11 protein-coding genes are annotated in these 17,345 nt (G+C 68.6%); 6 read left to right on the plus strand and 5 right to left on the minus strand.

Annotated elements, in window-relative coordinates:
- The first annotated feature begins 301 nt into the window (after positions 1 to 301).
- Positions 302 to 1,255: a hypothetical protein gene (locus AB1281_RS20465; RefSeq protein WP_075675750.1), complete on the plus strand. Its 954-nt coding sequence runs from the start codon at positions 302 to 304 to the stop codon at positions 1,253 to 1,255.
- Positions 1,255 to 3,891 carry a glycerol-3-phosphate 1-O-acyltransferase PlsB gene (gene plsB, locus AB1281_RS20470; RefSeq protein ID WP_164117964.1) on the plus strand — a complete coding sequence of 879 codons (2,637 nt, stop codon included), beginning with the start codon at positions 1,255 to 1,257 and terminating at the stop codon, positions 3,889 to 3,891. The genes AB1281_RS20465 and plsB overlap by 1 nt, the downstream gene beginning before the upstream one ends.
- A gap of 100 nt (positions 3,892 to 3,991) precedes the next feature.
- On the opposite strand, the gene AB1281_RS20475 is transcribed toward plsB, so the two are convergent.
- Positions 3,992 to 4,195 carry a YdcH family protein gene (locus AB1281_RS20475; RefSeq protein WP_004153435.1) on the minus strand — a complete coding sequence of 68 codons (204 nt, stop codon included), beginning with the start codon at positions 4,193 to 4,195 and terminating at the stop codon, positions 3,992 to 3,994.
- Positions 4,196 to 4,286: 91 nt separating this feature from the next.
- On the opposite strand from AB1281_RS20475, the gene ttcA reads away from it, so the two are divergent.
- Genes ttcA through AB1281_RS20490 form a run of 3 tightly spaced genes read left to right on the plus strand, consistent with a single transcriptional unit; the run spans position 4,287 to position 6,988 of the window.
- The gene (gene ttcA / locus AB1281_RS20480) at positions 4,287 to 5,207 is read left to right on the plus strand and encodes a tRNA 2-thiocytidine(32) synthetase TtcA (protein ID WP_170871740.1); all 921 of its coding nucleotides are present in this window, start codon (positions 4,287 to 4,289) and stop codon (positions 5,205 to 5,207) included.
- 36 nt (positions 5,208 to 5,243) lie between these two features.
- A complete protein-coding gene (locus AB1281_RS20485) occupies positions 5,244 to 6,149 on the plus strand; it encodes a recombination-associated protein RdgC (protein WP_005411825.1) in 906 nt (301 codons plus the stop codon).
- Between the two features lie 59 nt (positions 6,150 to 6,208).
- Positions 6,209 to 6,988, plus strand: a complete 780-nt coding sequence (locus AB1281_RS20490; protein ID WP_430346833.1) for a M48 family metallopeptidase — start codon at positions 6,209 to 6,211, stop codon at positions 6,986 to 6,988.
- 400 nt (positions 6,989 to 7,388) lie between these two features.
- Here AB1281_RS20490 and AB1281_RS20495 read toward each other — a convergent pair whose 3' ends face one another.
- Positions 7,389 to 8,255: a methylglyoxal synthase gene (locus tag AB1281_RS20495; RefSeq protein WP_430346834.1), complete on the minus strand. Its 867-nt coding sequence runs from the start codon at positions 8,253 to 8,255 to the stop codon at positions 7,389 to 7,391.
- A gap of 166 nt (positions 8,256 to 8,421) precedes the next feature.
- On the opposite strand from AB1281_RS20495, the gene AB1281_RS20500 reads away from it, so the two are divergent.
- On the plus strand, positions 8,422 to 10,830 hold the full coding sequence (locus AB1281_RS20500; protein WP_430346835.1) for an ATP-binding protein: 2,409 nt from the start codon (positions 8,422 to 8,424) through the stop codon (positions 10,828 to 10,830).
- On the opposite strand, the gene AB1281_RS20505 is transcribed toward AB1281_RS20500, so the two are convergent.
- From AB1281_RS20505 to AB1281_RS20515, 3 genes are all read right to left on the minus strand, one after another.
- A complete protein-coding gene (locus tag AB1281_RS20505; protein WP_049422385.1) occupies positions 10,816 to 12,261 on the minus strand; it encodes an FAD-dependent oxidoreductase in 1,446 nt (481 codons plus the stop codon). The two genes, AB1281_RS20500 and AB1281_RS20505, sit on opposite strands and share 15 nt — an antisense overlap.
- Before the next feature lie 61 nt (positions 12,262 to 12,322).
- Complete coding sequence (gltB, locus tag AB1281_RS20510; protein WP_430346836.1) at positions 12,323 to 16,777, minus strand: glutamate synthase large subunit; 4,455 nt, start codon at positions 16,775 to 16,777, stop codon at positions 12,323 to 12,325.
- Between the two features lie 175 nt (positions 16,778 to 16,952).
- On the minus strand, positions 16,953 to 17,342 hold the full coding sequence (locus AB1281_RS20515) for an I78 family peptidase inhibitor (protein WP_014035471.1): 390 nt from the start codon (positions 17,340 to 17,342) through the stop codon (positions 16,953 to 16,955).
- Between the last annotated feature and the right edge of the window lie 3 nt (positions 17,343 to 17,345).

Below are 17,345 nucleotides of genomic sequence, written 5' to 3' on the forward strand. Positions count from 1 at the left end.
TATATACATGGCATTACGTGAAGTGTTGCCTTAACTTGAAGGGCAGCGTAGGATCGCCGCCATCCGGTCCTCGGACCGGACATGTGCCACAACACTGTCCTCCGGCCTCGCGCCGGTTTGAAGAGCCTGTGATCCCCGTGATCCGGGCTCTTTTTTTATGCCGGCGGTGGATCTGGGGTCAGATCCCTTTTGCCTGCGGCAGAAGGGATCTGACCCCCTTGGCCGAAAACCGTGACGTCCCGGCTTGCCGCTGTCACGTCGCAGGCCGCAAGATGCGGGCCGGTCCGGGGAGTCCGATTGCATGAGCGTGGCGGTGCGAGGAAGGTCTGCGCGTGGATGGGGGCTGGCGGCCATGCTGCTGCTGGCCGTGGCGGCGTGCCGCGAGTCTGCCAACGATCCGGCCAGGCCGGCGGCCGAGCCGGTGGCGGCGGTGCAGGCGATGGCGTTGCGCCTGGCCGAAGATGATCTGGTCGGCTACGCAAAGCTGTCGGTACCGCCGGGCCAGTACCAGCGCCTGCAGCAGGCCTGGGCGGAGGGGCACAGCCAGTGGCCGCTGACCGAGCTGCCGCTGGGGGACCAGCTGCTGCCGATGCTGGCCGCGCTGCGCAAGCCCGATGCCAGCGCCGAACTGCAGCGCAGCTTCGATCGCCAGCTGGCCGGCCAGGCCAGCGCCGTGCGCCAGGCCGCGCAGTCGATGGGCAACTTCGGCGTGCAGTACCTGCGCCACCAGAAGGGCTACACGCCGGGCCAGCAGGCCCACTACATCGCTCTGGTCGAGACCCTGGCGGTGTGGGCGCAGGGCGCGCCGATCAGCGACCGCGCCCGTGCACGCAGCACCATCGCCGCGCTGGTCGGCGCGGCCGGCAAGGTCGGCTTCGATGACGAGGCTGGCCTGCAGGCCGCTGGCATGGAAGGCAGCCTGCAGCAGCTGGCGCCGTTCATCCACACCCTCAAGGCGGTGCTTGGCAGCTACGGGCTGGGCGTGGATGACGCGCTGCGCAGCGTCCGGGGCGAGCTGCTCTCGGTGGAGGGCGACAATGCGCTGGTGCGCCTGCACTACGACCTGGCCGGGCGCGAGATGACCCTGCAGCTGCCACTGAGCCGGCGCGAGGGCCACTGGTACCTGACCCGTACCCTGGCCGACACCGACGCGCTGCTGCGCAAGGCCGACGCGGCCCGCGCGGCTGCGTCGCCGGCACCGGCTGAAGCCCCCGCCGAGGGTGGGGAAGCGGCAACGCCGCCGCCTAAGCCATAATGGCGCCGATGTCGAAACAGAACCCGCTGCCGTTCCCCGGCGAAGAATCCCAGTCGACGCCCGCCGATACGGTGCCGGCGTCCCCCTCGACCGGTACCGGCCCGAACCCGGTACCGCCGCCCGCGCACGCGCGTCCGGCCGGCCGCCGCCCGCTGTGGGCGCGCCTGCTGGGCCGCCTGGTCGAGCCGTGGCTGTCGCTGAAGATCGAACCGGAAGACCCGGGCCAGTACAACGATGGCCGCCCGGTCATGTACGTGCTGGAAGACTACGGCCTGTCCAACGCGCTGATCCTGGACAAGGCCTGCCGCCAGGCCGGGCTGCCGTCGCCGCTGGTGCCGCTGGCTGGTGACCCGACCGGCCGCAAGCGCGCCTACCTGGCCCTGTCGCGGCGCAGCTCCAGCAACTCGCTGATTCCCGAGCAGCGCGGCGCCAAGACCCACTCCGATTCGCTGGCCAAGGTCCTGCAGGCACATCGCGTGCGCGATGACCTGGACGTGCACCTGGTGCCGGTGTCGATCTTCGTTGGCCGCGCCCCGGACAAACAGAGCGGTTGGTTCGCGGTGCTGTTCTCGGAAAACTGGGCACTGGTCGGCCGCTTCCGTCGCCTGCTGGCGGTGCTGCTCAACGGCCGCAGCACCATCGTCCGCTTCGCCCCGCCGATCTCGCTGCGCAACACCGTGGACGAAGGCCTGGAGCCGGAGCGTACGGTGCGCAAGCTGCAGCGCGTGCTGCGTACGCACTTCCGACGCATCCGTGAATCGGTGATCGGCCCCGACCTGTCGACCCGGCGCCTGCTGGTGGACCAGGTGCTGGCCGCCGAGCCGGTACGCGAAGCGATCGCCGCACAGGCCAAGCGCGACAACTCGAAGCCGGCCGATGCCTGGAAGAAGGCACATGCCTACGCCTGGGAAATCGCTGCGGACTATTCCAGCCCGGTGGTGCGCTCGGCCAGCTTCATGCTCAGCCACGTGTGGAACCGCATCTATGCGGGCGTGCTGGTGCACCACCTGGACAAGTTCAAGGCCGCCGCGCCGGGCCACGAAGTGGTCTACGTGCCCAGCCACCGCAGCCACATGGACTACCTGCTGCTGTCGTACCTGCTGTACGACCGTGGCATCGTGCCGCCGCACATCGTGGCCGGCATCAACCTGAACCTGCCCGTGGTCGGCACCCTGCTGCGCAAGGGCGGTGCGTTCTTCATCCGCCGCTCGATCCGTGGCAACGCGCTGTATTCGGCAGTGCTCAGCGAATACGTCGCGCAGCTGGTGGCCGGTGGCTACTCGCTGGAGTACTTCGTCGAAGGCGGCCGCTCGCGTACCGGCCGGCTGCTGCAGCCCAAGGGCGGCATGATCTCGATGACGCTGCGCGCGTTCCTGCGCCAGCCGCGCAAGCCGGTGCTGTTCCAGCCCATCTACATCGGCTACGAGAAGCTGATGGAAGGTGGCAGCTACCTGGACGAACTGTCCGGCCGGCCGAAGGAAAAGGAATCGATCTGGTCGCTGCTGTGGGGCATCCCCAAGGTGCTCAAGCAGAACTACGGCCAGGTGGTGGTGAACTTCGGCGAGCCGATCGCGCTGAACGACGTGCTGGCCGAGAAGGCGCCGGAGTGGAAGGGCGAGGCGGTGTCCGAGGACGAGAAGCCGGCCTGGCTGTCGACCACGGTGGATACGCTGGCCGAACGCATCCAGGTGCGTATCAACGGCGCCGCCGACGTCAACCCGATCAATCTGCTGGCGCTGGCCCTGCTGTCCACGCCGAAGCATGCGATGGGCGAGGCCGATCTGATCGCCCAGATCGAGCTGTGCAAGACGCTGCTGGTCGAGATGCCGTATTCGGACCGGGTGACGGTGACCCCGCACTCGCCGGAGCGGATCATCGCCCATGCCGAGGAAATCAACGTCCTCACCCGCATCAAGCACCCGCTGGGCGATGTGCTCAGCGTCAGTGGCGACACCGCGGTGCTGCTGAGCTACTTCCGCAACAACGTGGTGCACCTGTTCACCGCCTCGTCGTGGGTGGCCTGCTGCTTCCAGAACAACCGCCGCATGAGCCGCACCGGCCTGGTCCAGCTGGGCCGCACGGTGTACCCGTTCCTGCAGGCTGAGCTGTTCCTGCCGTGGAGCGAGGACGAGTTCGCCCTGCGCATCGACCGGACCATCGATGTGTTCGTGCGCGAGGGCCTGCTGCAGAACGTCAACGATGACGACGGCGGCATCCTGGCGCGCAATACGGGGCAGACCGACGAGGTGTTCCGCCTGCGTGCGATCGGCCATTCGCTGCAGCAGGCGTTCGAGCGCTATTACATCGCCATCTCGGTGCTGGTGAAGAACGGCCCCGGCGTGCTCGGCGCCGCCGAGCTGGAAAGCCTGTGCCAGCAGGCGGCGCAGCGGCTGAGCCTGCTCTATGCACCGGCGGCACCGGAGTTCTTCGACAAGTCCCTGTTCCGCGGTTTCATCCAGAAGCTGCGCGAACTGCGCCTGGTGTGGCCGGACGAGAACAGCAAGCTGCTGTTCGACGAGCGCCTGGATGCCTGGGCCAAGGACGCCAAGTTCATCCTCGGCCGCGAGCTGCGCCACACCATCGAACGGGTCAGCCCGGAAGCGGCCCGCCCCGACGAGCCTGCGCCGCAGGATTGAAGGCAGCGCCGGGCGATGCCCGGCGAACGGCATGCCAACCAAGGTTGGCATCCACCGGGGCGAAGCAGTAGATCCACGCCATGCGTGGATGGGCCACCGCTCAGGCCGGCTCGTCGGGAATCTGCAGGCTTTCCAGCCTGGCGATGCAGTCCTTCAGCTGCAGCTTGCGCCGCTTCAGGCGCTTGGACTCCAGCTCGTCCTCGCCGTTGGCGGCCATGCGGGTGATCTGTTCATCCAGCAGGCGGTGCTCGGCGCGCAGGGCGGCGAGGTGCTCGACGATCTCGGCGGGGCTGTAGGTGTCCACGGCCTCCGAGCATACACAGCGTTGATGACTGCCGGGAGAGGGGAATCCCGACCCCCGGCCGTGGCCGCTCCGAGCCGTTAGAATGGAGCCCATGAGTGCCGTGATTTCCCTCCCCGATCCCCAGCCGCGCGCCGCCCGCGATCCGCGCGTGGCCGAGCGCGAGCAGCACAAGCTGGCCAAGCGCCTGCGCCGCCAGGTCGGCGAGGCGATTGCCGACTTCGGCATGATCGAGGCCGGCGACAAGGTCATGGTCTGCCTGTCCGGCGGCAAGGACAGCTACACCCTGCTGGACGTGCTGCTGCAGCTGCAGAAGAAGGCGCCGGTACCGTTTGAGCTGGTGGCGGTGAACCTGGACCAGAAGCAGCCGGACTTCCCCGAGCACGTGCTGCCGGAATACCTGGCAGGCCTGGGCGTGCCGTACCACATCATCGAGCAGGACACCTATTCGGTGGTCAGCCGGGTCATCCCGGAAGGCAAGACCATGTGTTCGCTGTGCTCGCGGCTGCGTCGTGGCGCGCTTTACAACTACGCCGAGACCCATGGCTTCACCAAGATCGCGCTGGGCCACCACCGCGACGACATGGTGGCCACGTTCTTCATGAACCTGTTCCACCACGCCAAGCTGTCGGGCATGCCGCCGAAGCTGCGCAGCGATGACGGCAGGCACGTGGTGATCCGGCCGCTGGCCTACGTGCGCGAGAGCGACATCGTCGAGTACGCGCAGGCCCGCCAGTTCCCGATCATTCCCTGCAACCTGTGCGGCAGCCAGGAGAACCTGCAGCGCCGCCAGGTCGGCCTGATGCTGAAGCAATGGGAAAAGGACCACCCGGGCCGCATCGAGCAGATCGCGCGGGCCATGGGTGAAGTCCGGCCCTCGCAGCTGGCCGACACCACCCTGTTCGACTTCATGGCGCTGGGCCGTCGCGACGACGCGCCGCTGCCCGACGCCCATGCCTGGCTGGCCGGCTCCCCGGCCGACGCCGACGCAGATCCCGAGACGCCCACCGTTTAAGGTCGGTCGCCCTTCCTCTTTGCCATCCGGAATTCCATGTTCTTTCGCAACCTGACGTTCTTCCGTTTCCCGACCACCACCGATTTTTCCGAAGTCGATACCCTGCTGCCGCACGCCCTGCTGAAGCCGGTCGGCGCGCTGGAAATGAATTCGCGCGGCTTCATCTCGCCGTTCGGCCGCGAGGAGAAGGAGCTGCTCTCCCACCGCATCGCCGAACACCTGTGGCTGACCGTGGGCGGCGAGGACAAGATCCTGCCGGCGGCGGTGGTCAACGATCTGCTCGAGCGCAAGCTGGAGGAGATCGAGGAGAAGGAAGGCCGCCGCCCGGGTGGCCGCGAGCGCAAGCGCATGAAGGACGACCTGCTGCATGAACTGCTGCCGCGCGCCTTCGTGAAGTCCTCGCGCAACGATGCCTTCATCGACCTGCAGCACGGCTACGTGGCGGTGGATACCTCCAGCCGCAAGACCGGCGAGTACTTCATGTCCGACATCCGCGGCCTGCTCGGCAGCTTCCCGGCGATGCCGCTGAACGCCGAAGTCGCACCGCGTTCGATCCTGACCGGCTGGATCGCCGGCGAGCCGCTGCCGACCGGGCTGAGCCTGGGCGAAGAGTGCGAGATGAAGGACCCGGTGGAGGGCGGCGCCGTGGTCAAGTGCCAGCACCAGGAACTGCGCTGCGACGAGATCGACAAGCACCTGGACGCCGGCAAGCAGGTGACCAAGCTGGCGCTGATCTTCGAGGACAACCTGTCCTTCGTGATCGGCGACGATCTGATCGTGCGCAAGCTGAAGTTCCTCGACGGTGCCCTGGACCAGCTGGAGCATGCCGACGAAGACGGCCGCCGCGCCGAGTTCGACGCCCGCTTCGCCCTGCAGAGCGCCGAGATCCGCCGCCTGTTCCTGTTGCTGGAAGAAGCCTTCAAGCTCAGCAAGGCTGACTGAACAGGCACCCTGTGGGCCGCCGGTCATCCGGCGGCCCGAAGCAGCGCTATGCTGGGCGCATGAGCCGTCTGCTGCGCCGCCTGATCAGCCCGACCCCGCCCGCCACCGTGCAGCGCGACACCGTTCGCCTGCGCCTGGAGGATGCCGAGATCGAGGTGCTGCGCGTGCGCGATCCGCGCGCGCGCCGGATCAAGCTGAGCGTGGACGAGCGCGGCGCACGCTTGACCCTGCCGCCGCGGGCCAGCCTGGTGATGGGCGAGCGTTTCCTGGAACAGCACCGCGACTGGCTGGCGCTGCAGCTGCGCCAGTACCAGAGCCAGGGCCTGCCCGCCCCGTTGCAGCCAGGCGAGGACGGCGTGCTGCCACTGCGCGGCGAACTGTTGCCGCTGCGCTGGCAGGAAGGCCGCTACGCGCGGCTGGAGATCGACGCACACGGCGCCTGCGTGCAGTGGCCGACCCGTGCCGGCGATGCCACCCTGCGCCGCCTGCTGCGCGAGTTCTACGAAGCACAGACCCGTGCCGATGTCGGCCGCTGGCTGCCGAAGTACTTGCCCACCCTGCCACGTGCACCCAGCCGCCTGCGGCTGAAGGTGATGTCCTCGCAGTGGGGCTCGCTGGCGCCCGACGGCAGCATGGCACTGGACCTGGCACTGGTGCTGGGGCGCCCTGAAGCGTTCGAGTATGTGCTGGTGCACGAACTCTGCCACCTGATCCAGCCGAATCATTCGCCCGCGTTCTGGCATGAAGTGGAACAGCGCTTCCCCGCGTGGCGCGAACAGCGCGACTACTTCCAGCTGGAAGGGCGGCGCTTGAAAGCTATGCTCCGGCAACTGCTGTAGCGCCAGCGCTACAGCAGTTGCCCACGTATTCTTCCTCTACCCCCGCCTTCGGCGCGCCCCTTCAACAGAAGGGGCTTCACTCCAGACCGTGTGCTGAGCAGTCGAGCAAGCTCGACGCTACAGAGTGAAGAACAACAACTCCGCGGAATGGGAGCGCGCCGCAGAGCGCGCGCAGCGCGCGACCCGCTCCTGCTCTTCCTTCTTTCTTCCGTGGTGGGCACACCGGAATCTGTCGAAGGACGGGATGGGTGGGATTGCGGGGGTGTCCGCGGCATGGATGCCGCGGCCAAGCCCCCATGGATGGGTTCACGGCGTCCCCCGCAATTCCACCCATCCCGGCCAACCTCATGACCGCGCAGGCCCAACCCACCACGAGGGGCTCAGCCGTTGGCCGAAACCCTCACCCCGCCCGCAACGCCGCCGCCGTCGCCCAGCGCGCCGCCACCCGCGGCGCCGTGATGCACACCGCCTGGTCGGTCACCGTCGTCACCGCGCGCTCCAGCAGCTGGATATCGGCCTCGTGCTGGCGTGCCACATGCGGGTCCTCGAAGAAGATCGCGCGCTGGCAGCGCCCCTCCAGCACCCGGTCGGCAATCTGTGCATCGCCGCCCATCGGGCCACTCTGGTAACGCGTCACCCACGGCGTATCGCTGGGCCACCCCCGGCTCCAGGCCAGCTCGTTCAAGCGCTGCCCGGTGGTGCCCGTCGCGACGCGTTGGCCAAACCGGGCCAGCACATCGAAGTGTTCATCGGCAAAGGCCAGCATCGCCGGCTTCATCGCATCATGCGCGATCAGCGCCAGCGTCTGTTCCTGGAAGGCATGCAGGTCGTCGGCACCGGTGTCGGCCGCCAGCCCGGCGTGGATGCGCTCCACCTCGATCCAGTCGCGTGCGGTGGCCACGGTTGAAATGAACGGCTTGCCGTGGATCACGCACTGCCGCTTGAGCGCGGTTGCTTCCGGAAACACCGAGGACGGATCGACCGGGTCGATCAGGTAGATCGCACCGTCCAGTGTCCGCTCCGGCCCCATGCCGACCACCTCGGCCACCAGCTTCATCAGGCCACCCTCGCGCCCATAGGGATACCGGTGCAGGCCGCCGTAGCCGGCCAGGAAGCCCTGCCGCTCGATCGCATCGTGGGTGCGCCCGACCGCATGCAGTGACACCCCCAGCTCGCGCAGGCCTGCCTCGCTGGCACGCAGCCAACGGAACAGCGCGGCGCGCGCATCGTGGTGATGGAGACGGTTGGCGGCCAGGCCGATACGCATCGAGCGCTCCGTAGGGACGGGTAGAAGCGGCAGTGTATGTCGGCATTCGCCGATGCGGATGCTTTTCCAATTTTTCTCATTGTCGCGGAAGCCTGCCTCGCTAGCGTGGCTGCAGCGGTACCGCTGCGCGGCCGTGGTTCCTGCCCGCGAAATGAGGACGCCCATCGTGAATGTCGCCGGCCGCCGCGCCGTCGCCGCTGTCATGGCATCGCTGTTGCTGCCCGGCATCGCCGCTGCATCCGGGTGTGCGAACCCCCTGCAGGTGGCATGGCGCTCCGACCGGCCGCCACTGTCATACAGCCAGCAGGGCGAGGTTGCGGGACTGGCCGCGGACTACCTGCCGCTGCTGGGCATGCAGGCAGTGCAGCATGCGAAGCCGTTGCCTGCGGCGGTGCTTACCGAGGGATCACTGCCGGCCGGCACCCAGGTGCTGCTGGGCTGGCCGCGCGCTCAGCTACCGACCGGCTGGGTGGCCAGCAGCCCCTACCTGGAAGTGCCACAGGTGATCGTGCGGCGCGAGGGCGCCGCTGCGGTGCTGGGGCTGGAGGGCCTGCGTGGTCGTAGCGTGGCCAGCCCGGACCGGCTGCCGCTGGAGGCGTTGCTGGCCGAGCAGGCCCCGGGGGCGCAGCTGCTGGCACCTGCGCCGCTGGACCACGCGCTGTCACTGCTGCGCGCCGGGCTGGTCGACGCCGTGGTCGCCAATCTCGCTGAAGTGGAAGCCGCGCTCCGCGCGGAGCCGGGTGACGCGGTGGTGATCGCGGCACCCGCGGGCTTCGGCGATGCACTGGTACTCGCGGCCGCGCCGGCCTGTGCCGAGGTGGTCGCTGCTTTCGACCGGCAGCTGCTGCAGGACGGCGATGCGCGTCGCGCGTCGAACCGCAGCGCCTGGCTGCCGGATCGGCCACGCGCGCAGCTCACCGGGTCGGCACTGCGCTGGCTGGTGCCGGCGTCGCTGATCCTGCTCGCACTCGTGCTGCTGCATGCCTTCGGCTACTGGCGCGTGCATCGCGAGAGCGTGCGTCGTCGCGTGCTGGAGCAGCGGTTGCACGACGTCACCGCGAACCTGCCGGCGGTGGTCTACCAGGCCCGCCGTTCTGCAACCGGCCACTACAGCCTGGCGCAGATCGCCGGCGACGTGCAGGCCCTGTTCGGGGTAAGCGTGGAGACCGCGCGGATCGACCATCTGCAGCTGCTGGCTGCGGTGCATGCCGACGACCGCAGCCGGGTGATGGCGTGCATCGAAGCGGCCGCGCTGGTGCGCGGTCCCATCGACGTTACCTTCCGCACCCGGTCGGCGCAGGGCTGGCGCTGGGTCCGTTCGCAGGGACGACCGCTGCAGTGCGATGACAGCAGCGTGGAGTGGAGCGGCTACTGGTTGGATGTCAGCGAAGCACAGGCGCGTGCCGTAGCGCTGGCCGAGGCGCGCCACGCGGCCGAGCAGGCGGCGCTGGCCAAGAGCCACTTCCTGGCGACCATGAGCCACCAGATCCGCACGCCGATGAGCACCCTGCTGGGCATGCTGGAGCGGCTGGCGGGCAGTGACCTGGATGCGGGCCAGCGGCAGGTGCTGACCACCGTGGGTGACGCCGCGCAGATGCTGCGGCAGATCCTCGACGATGTGCTGCACAGCCAGCGCCTGCAGCCAGCGCCACTGCAGCTGCGGCCGACCGATCTTGCGGCGCTGGTGCGCGCGGTGCAGCAGCTGTTGATGCCCGTTGCAGCCAGCCGCGGCCTGCACCTGCACAGCGAGATCGACCCCGCGTTGCAGCGGTGGTCGCTGGCCGATGGGCTGCGCCTGCGCCAGGTCCTGTTCAACCTGGCCGGCAATGCACTCAAGTTCACCCTGCAGGGAAGCGTGGTGTTGCAGGTCCACGTGCTGCAGCAGCGCGATGGTGGCCAGTGGCTGCGCCTGCAGGTGACCGATACCGGCGTGGGCATCAGCGTGGAGCGGCAGCAGGCGGTGTTCGCCGCCTACGAGCAGGCCGAGACCTCGACCACGCGCCGCTTCGGTGGCAGTGGCCTGGGCCTGTCGATCTGCCGCGAGCTGGCGGCATCGATGGGCGGGCAGCTGCACCTGCGCAGCGCGCCCGGCAAGGGCACCACCGTATGGCTGGAGCTGGCTCTGGCGGACTGTGCGGCACCAACGGCGGTACCGGTGCTCACGACGGTCGGGCAACGGCCGCTGCCGCCAGCGCGGGTGCTGGTTGTTGAAGACCATCCGACCAACCTGCAGTTGCTGGAGCAGCGCCTGCGCGAACTGGGGCTGCAGGTACACGCCTGCGACGACGGTCTGCAGGCATGGGAGGCCTGGCAGGCGCAGCCGTTCGACCTGGTGATCACCGACTGCCATATGCCGCACATGGACGGCTTCGCGCTGGCACGCACGATCCGCAGCGACACCTGCGCCATCCGTGCGCAGGTGCCGATCATCGCGCTGACTGCCAGTGTGCTGGAGCGCACGCGCGAGGCCTGCCGCGATGCGGGCATCGACCATTTCCTGGCCAAGCCGGTGGAGCCGTGCGAACTGCGCGCGCTGCTGGAAGTGCTGCTGTTGCCGGACTCAGTGCGCCAGTAGGCGGACGATGCTGGCAGCGGCATCGCGGCCTTCGGCCACGGCGGTCACCACCAGGTCTGCACCGCGTACCGCGTCGCCACCGGCGAACAGGCGTGGATGCGCGGTCTGGAACGGCAGGCGGTCCTTGCCCCCGGCGACGATGCGGCCGTTGGACTGGCCCTCCACGCCCAGCTCGGCCAGCCACGCCGGCACGCTCGGCGAGAAGCCGAAGGCGATGATCACCACGTCCGCTTCCAGCAGCGATTCACTGCCTTCGATCGGCACCGCGTTCTGGCGGCCATTGGCATCGGGCTCGCCCAGGCGGGTTTCGACCACGGTCACGCCGATCACTTCGTCGTCGGCGCCGGCCTCGATCGACAGCGGCTGGCGGTTGAACAGGAAGCGCACGCCTTCTTCGCGCGCATTGGCCACTTCGCGCGCGCTGCCGGGCATGTTGGCTTCGTCGCGGCGGTAGGCACAGGTGACCTTGGCCGCGCCCAGGCGCACCGCGCTGCGCACGCAGTCCATGCCGGTATCGCCACCACCGAGCACCACCACGCGCTTGCCGTTGAGGTCGGGCAGGGCGATGGTGTCTTCCCAGCCGGCAATCGGCCGGCCCTTCGGGTCATCGCCGCCAACGATGCGGCTGTTCTGCACCAGGAACGGCAGCGCCGGCAGCACGCCCTTCAGGTCCTGGCCGTCGAGGCCACCATCGGTGTAGCGGTAGGCGCCGGTGCCGACGAACACCGCATCATGGGTCTCCAGCAGCTGCTGCACGCTGAGGTCGCGTCCGATCTCGACACCGAGGCGGAACTGCACGCCCATGCCCTCCAGCACTTCGCGGCGGCGATGGATCACGTCCTTGTCCAGCTTGAAGCTGGGGATGCCGAACTGCAGCAGGCCGCCGATCTGCTCGTAGCGGTCGTAGACCACCGCGGCAATGCCGGCGCGGGCGAGGCGATCGGCGCAGGCCAGGCCGGCCGGACCCGCGCCGATCACCGCCACGCTGTGGCCGCTGGGCTGCACCGCGCCCAGGTCAGGGCGCCAGCCGCTGGCCAGCGCGGTATCGACGATGTACTTCTCCACCGCACCGATGGTGACCGCACCGAACTCTTCCAGCGTGCAGCTGCCCTCGCACAGGCGGTCCTGCGGGCAGACGCGGCCGCAGACCTCCGGCAACGGGTTGGTGCTGTGGCACAGCGTGGCGGCTTCGTGGATGCGGTTCTCCTGCACCAGCTGCAGCCACTGCGGAATGGCGTTGTGCACCGGGCACTTCCAGCTGCAGTAGGGGTTGCCGCAATCCAGGCAGCGACCGGCCTGGTACTGGGCGTCTTCCTTGCCGAACTTTCCGTACAGCTCGCCCCAGTCGCCGGACGTGCGCAGTTCCACCGGGATGCGCTGCGGCATGGTGCGGGGCAGGTCGAGGAACTGGAAGGCGTGCTTGCGGCTCATGGCGGGCTCTGGAATGCGAGGGGGAACGTTGCCGGCCAGCGGCCGGCACTACCGGAAAACATCAGGCGGCGCGTCGCAGGGTTTCGGTCAGCGACTCGATGCTGGCGGCCTTGGGTTTGACCAGCCAGAACTTGCCGATGTAATCGCGGAACTCGTCCAGGATCTGCTGCGCCCAGATGCTGCCGGTCAGCTCGCGGTGGCGGCCGATCAGGCGGTGCAGGTGCTGGCGGTAGTTCTCGAAGCCTTCGGCGGACACGCGATGGATGTCGATCAGCTCGTGGTTGTAGCGGTCGACGAAATCGCGGTCGACGTCCAGCACGTAGGCCAGGCCGCCGGTGAAGCCGGCACCGAAGTTCAGGCCGACCTTGCCCAGCACCAGCACCACGCCATCGGTCATGTACTCGCAGCAGTGGTCACCGGCACCTTCCACCACCGCCAGCGCACCGGAATTACGCACCGCGAAACGCTCGCCGGCGCGGCCCGCGGCGAACAGTTCACCGCCGGTGGCGCCGTACAGGCAGGTGTTGCCGATGATGGCGGTACTGCGTGCCTCGAAGCGGGCACCACGCGGCGGGCGCACCACCAGGCGGCCACCGGCCATGCCCTTGCCGACGTAGTCGTTGGCTTCGCCTTCCACTTCCAGGTGCAGGCCGCCGACGTTGAAGGCGCCGAAGCTCTGCCCGGCACTGCCACGGAAGCGCAGTTCCAGCGGCGCCTCGGCCATGCCCTGGTTGCCGTGCGCGCGTGCCACCGCACCGGCCAGGCGGGTACCGATGCTGCGGTCGGTGTTGTGGATCAGGAAGCGGTGTTCGCCGCCGCGCTTGTGCTCGATGGCCGGCGCCAGCAGGCCGTCCATCTGCGTGGCCAGGCTGTCCGGCGATTCGTACAGGCGTTGCGCCGCGCAGTGGCTGCCCTCGTAGCGGCTGTCGGCCAGCAGGCGTGACAGGTCCACGCGCACGCCGTCGCGCGGCGCGGCGTCGATCTGCCGCAGCAGGTCGGTACGGCCGACGATCTCTTCCAGCGAACGCGCACCCAGGTACGACAGCCAGCCACGCACTTCCTCGGCCAGCAGGCGGAAGAAATTCTCTACGCGCTCGGGCTGGCCGGTGAAGTGGTTCTCGCGCAGGCGCTCGTCCTGGGTGGCCACGCCGGTGGCGCAGTTGTTGAGGTGGCAGATGCGCAGGTACTTGCAGCCCAGCACGATCATCGGCGCGGTGCCGAAGCCGAAACTGTCCGCACCCAGCAGCGCGGCCTTGACCACGTCCAGGCCGGTCTTCAGGCCGCCGTCGGTCTGCAGCAGGGTGCGCCCGCGCAGGTCGTTGGCCAGCAGCGCCTGGTGCGCTTCGGCCACGCCCAGTTCCCACGGTACGCCGGCATAGCGGATCGAGCTGACCGGCGAGGCGCCGGTGCCGCCGTCATGGCCGGAAATGGTGATCAGGTCCGCACCGGCCTTGACCACGCCGGCGGCAATCGTGCCGACGCCGGCATGGCTGACCAGCTTCACCGACACCAGCGCGGTCGGGTTGACCTGCTTGAGGTCGTAGATCAGCTGCGCCAGGTCTTCGATCGAATAGATGTCGTGGTGCGGCGGCGGCGAGATCAGGCCGATGCCCGGACGCGCATAGCGCAGCCGCGCGATCAGTTCGTTGACCTTGTGGCCGGGCAGCTGGCCGCCCTCGCCGGGCTTGGCACCCTGCGCGACCTTGATCTGCAGCACCTCGGCATTGACCAGGTATTCGGCGGTGACACCGAAGCGGCCCGAGGCCACCTGCTTGATCTTGCTGCGCTTGGCGGTGCCATAGCGCGCGGGATCCTCACCGCCTTCGCCGGAGTTGCTGCGGCCACCCAGGCGGTTCATCGCAATCGCCAGCGCCTCGTGCGCCTCAGGTGACAGTGCACCCAGGCTGATCGCCGCGGTATCGAAGCGCGGGAACAGTTCGCTGGCCGGTGCTACTTCATCGAGCGGCGCGGGCGTGGCGGCCGGCACCAGCTCCAGCAGGTCACGCAGCGCCGACGGCGGACGCGCGTGCACCGCATCGCAGTACTGCTGCCACGCACGTGGGTCGCCGCTGCGCGCTGCGCGCTGCAGCGTGGTGACCACGTCCGGGTTGTACATGTGGTACTCGCCGCCGTGCACGTACTTCAGCAGGCCGCCGACATCCACGTCCTGCTGCGCGTCCCACGCCTGCGCGCACAGTTCGCGCGCGTCGGCATCCAGGCGGGCGAAGCCGGCGCCACCGATGCGCGAGGCGGTATCCGGGAAGCACAGGTCCACGACCTCTGGTTCCAGGCCGATGATCTCGAACAGCTGCGCGCCGCGGTAGCTGGCCACGGTACAGATGCCCATCTTCGAGATGATCTTCGACAGTCCCTTGTAGACGCCCTTGCGGTAGCGGCGGCCGATCTGCGACTGCTCACCGCCCTTGCTGAGCTTCAGGATGCCGCGGCGGCCCAGGTCGAACAGGGTCTGGTAGGCCAGGTACGGATACACCGCCGTGGCGCCGAAGCCGAGCAGGCAGGCCATGTGGTGCGGGTCGCGCGCGGTGCCGGTTTCCACGATCAGGTTGACGTCGCAGCGCAGGCCCAGCCGCGAAAGGTGGTGGTGGATGGCGCTGGTGGCCAGCAGCGCATGCACCATCGGCCGCCCGGCCACCGGGTAGCGGTCGGACAGCAGCAGCATCACCATGCCCTCGCGCGCGGCCTGTTCGGCCTCGGCACAGATGCGCTCGATGCCGGCACGCAGGCCCTCGTCTTCGCTGTAGGACAGGTCGAGCAGGCGGTTGGCCTGCACGTACTGGTCCATCTTCAGCAGCTGGCGCAGCTTGCGCTGGCTGAGCACCGGTGAATTGAGGATGACGTGGTTCACCGTCTCCGGGCCGGCATGGAAGATGTTGGTCTCCTTGCCGAGCTGGGTGGACAGGGACATCGCGCAGTCTTCGCGCAGCGGGTCGATCGGCGGGTTGGTGACCTGCGCGAAGGCCTGGCGGAAATAGTCGTACAGCGGACGGCTGCGCTGGCTCAGCACCGCCATCGGCGTGTCGTCGCCCATCGAGCCGGTGGCTTCCTGTTCGGTCTCGGCCAGCGGCCGCAGCACCTGTTCCACTTCCTCGCTGCTGAGCTGGTACAGCTTGTGGTAGCTGCGCAGGGTGCCTTCGTCGAACGGCTCTTCCACCAGCGAGGGATCGATCAGTTCGGTCTGCAGGTAGGTCACGCCCTGCTGCAGCCACTGCTTGTACGGTGCGCGGCCGCGGTTGATGCGGTCCACCGCATCGGAGTCGAGCAGGTCGCCGCGCTTGAGATCGATGGCCACCATTTCGCCGGGGCCCAGCTTGCCCTTGCGCACCACGCGCTCGGTCGGCACTTCCCACACACCGGCTTCGGAGGCGACCAGGAAGTGGCGGTCGGCCGTCAGCATCCAGCGCGCAGGGCGCAGGCCATTGCGGTCGAGGGTACATACGGCGTAGCGGCTGTCGCAGGCGACGATGCCGGCCGGGCCATCCCACGGCTCGCTGTTGAGGCCATGGAATTCGTAGAACGCGGCCAGGTCCGGATCCTTGAACTCCAGCGACTGGGTGGCCGGTGGCACCAGGATGCGCAGCGCCTGGATCAACTCCATGCCGCCGGCGACCATCAGCTCCAGCATGTTGTCCAGGCTCTGCGAGTCCGAACCGTGCATGGAGATCACCGGGTCGAACTCGGCGATGTCGAAGCGCGGGGTCTTCCACACCTTGCTGCGCGCCTGCGCCCAGCGACGGTTGCCTTCGATGGTGTTGATCTCGCCGTTGTGGGCAAGCATCCGGAACGGGTGGGCCAGCGGCCAGCGCGGCAGCGTGTTGGTGGAGAAGCGCTGGTGGAACACGATCGCGCTGGAGGCCAGTTCGCGCCGCTGCAGGTCCGGGTAGAAGCGGCTGAGCTTGTCCGGCAGCACCATGCCCTTGTAGCTGATCGCATCCGGGGTGAGGGTGGTGACGTAGAAATCGGCGTGCCCGCGCAGCTGCTGTTCGCTGCGGCGGCGGGCCAGGAACAGCGCCAGCGCGAAGCCGGCATCATCCTGGCCGACGCCGGCATCGACGAACACCTGTTCGATGCGCGGCAGGGTATCGCGCGCCAGCTGGCCGCAGACGCTGTCGTCGGTGGGTACCTCGCGCCAGCCGGCGACCTTGCAGCCGACCGCTTCCACCTGCGCCTGCAGCTGCGTGCGGCAGGCGTCGGCGGCGTCGGCGTCGTGCGGCAGGAACACCAGGCCGGCAGCGAAGCGCGCGGCGGTGGTGATGCCGGCTTCGCTGGCCAGCAGTTTCAGGAATGCATCGGGGCGGCGCAGCAGCAGGCCACAGCCATCACCGGTCAGGCCATCGGCAGCGACGCCGCCACGGTGGGTCATGCGCGAAAGCGCGGCGATGGCGGTATCAACCAACAGGCGCGAAGGTTGATCGTCGAGCTGGGCGACCATGCCAAATCCACAGGCATCGCGCTCGGAGCGCGGGTCGTAAAGCCCTTGGCGGTTGCGGGGGGCCATCTCTACCTCGATGCGGGATGAATTGAACGGGGACACTCAAGCCCGCTCAATCCCTGGAGCGCATCGTGAGGCCACCGGATGCCTCGACTAGATCACAGGTTGCTGCAGCGCCGCAATACACGGTTGCAGGTGCAACAGAACGCGCCGGCAACCCAGTGCCGGCGCGGGGTCGAACTCAGCCGCAGCGCACGCCGCTGACCAGGCCCTTGTCGTCCACTTCGATGTTCAGGCGGTCGCCGAGGAACTCCATCGTGGCCACGTCATTGGGCTTCATGACGCGCAGCTGGTGGGCACCGGCATCTTCCTGCGCCTGCTTGCCCAGCGCGTCGGCGTAGGCCTGGCCGACCAGGCTCTGCACCTGGCTGGCATCGCAGGTGCCGACCGGCGGCGCCTCGGTGGCCTTGCCAGCCTCGTCGGCCGGCGCCTTGGCGGCTTCGGCAGCCTGCTGGGCATGGGCCGTGGCCGAATCCTGTTCATCCAGCGCCGGTGCCTGGCAGGCGGTCAGGGCCAGCACGGCCGGCAGCAGCAGGGCGGAGAGCGAACGGGCGCGAATCGGGAACGACATCAT

Source organism: Stenotrophomonas sp. NRRL B-14846 (assembly GCF_050473585.1).
In the GTDB taxonomy this organism is placed as follows: Bacteria; Pseudomonadota; Gammaproteobacteria; order Xanthomonadales; family Xanthomonadaceae; genus Stenotrophomonas.

What these genes read in the sequence shown, in the direction of transcription:
- AB1281_RS20495 (WP_430346834.1), bottom strand. Translation starts at nt 8,255, where the DNA reads ATGCGTATCGGCCTGGCCGCCAACCGTCTCCATCACCACGATGCGCGC.
- AB1281_RS20465 (WP_075675750.1), top strand. Translation starts at nt 302, where the DNA reads ATGAGCGTGGCGGTGCGAGGAAGGTCTGCGCGTGGATGGGGGCTGGCG.
- ttcA (WP_170871740.1), top strand. Translation starts at nt 4,287, where the DNA reads ATGAGTGCCGTGATTTCCCTCCCCGATCCCCAGCCGCGCGCCGCCCGC.
- AB1281_RS20490 (WP_430346833.1), top strand. Translation starts at nt 6,209, where the DNA reads ATGAGCCGTCTGCTGCGCCGCCTGATCAGCCCGACCCCGCCCGCCACC.
- AB1281_RS20485 (WP_005411825.1), top strand. Translation starts at nt 5,244, where the DNA reads ATGTTCTTTCGCAACCTGACGTTCTTCCGTTTCCCGACCACCACCGAT.
- gltB (WP_430346836.1), bottom strand. Translation starts at nt 16,777, where the DNA reads ATGGCCCCCCGCAACCGCCAAGGGCTTTACGACCCGCGCTCCGAGCGC.
- AB1281_RS20515 (WP_014035471.1), bottom strand. Translation starts at nt 17,342, where the DNA reads ATGTCGTTCCCGATTCGCGCCCGTTCGCTCTCCGCCCTGCTGCTGCCG.
- plsB (WP_164117964.1), top strand. Translation starts at nt 1,255, where the DNA reads ATGGCGCCGATGTCGAAACAGAACCCGCTGCCGTTCCCCGGCGAAGAA.
- AB1281_RS20505 (WP_049422385.1), bottom strand. Translation starts at nt 12,261, where the DNA reads ATGAGCCGCAAGCACGCCTTCCAGTTCCTCGACCTGCCCCGCACCATG.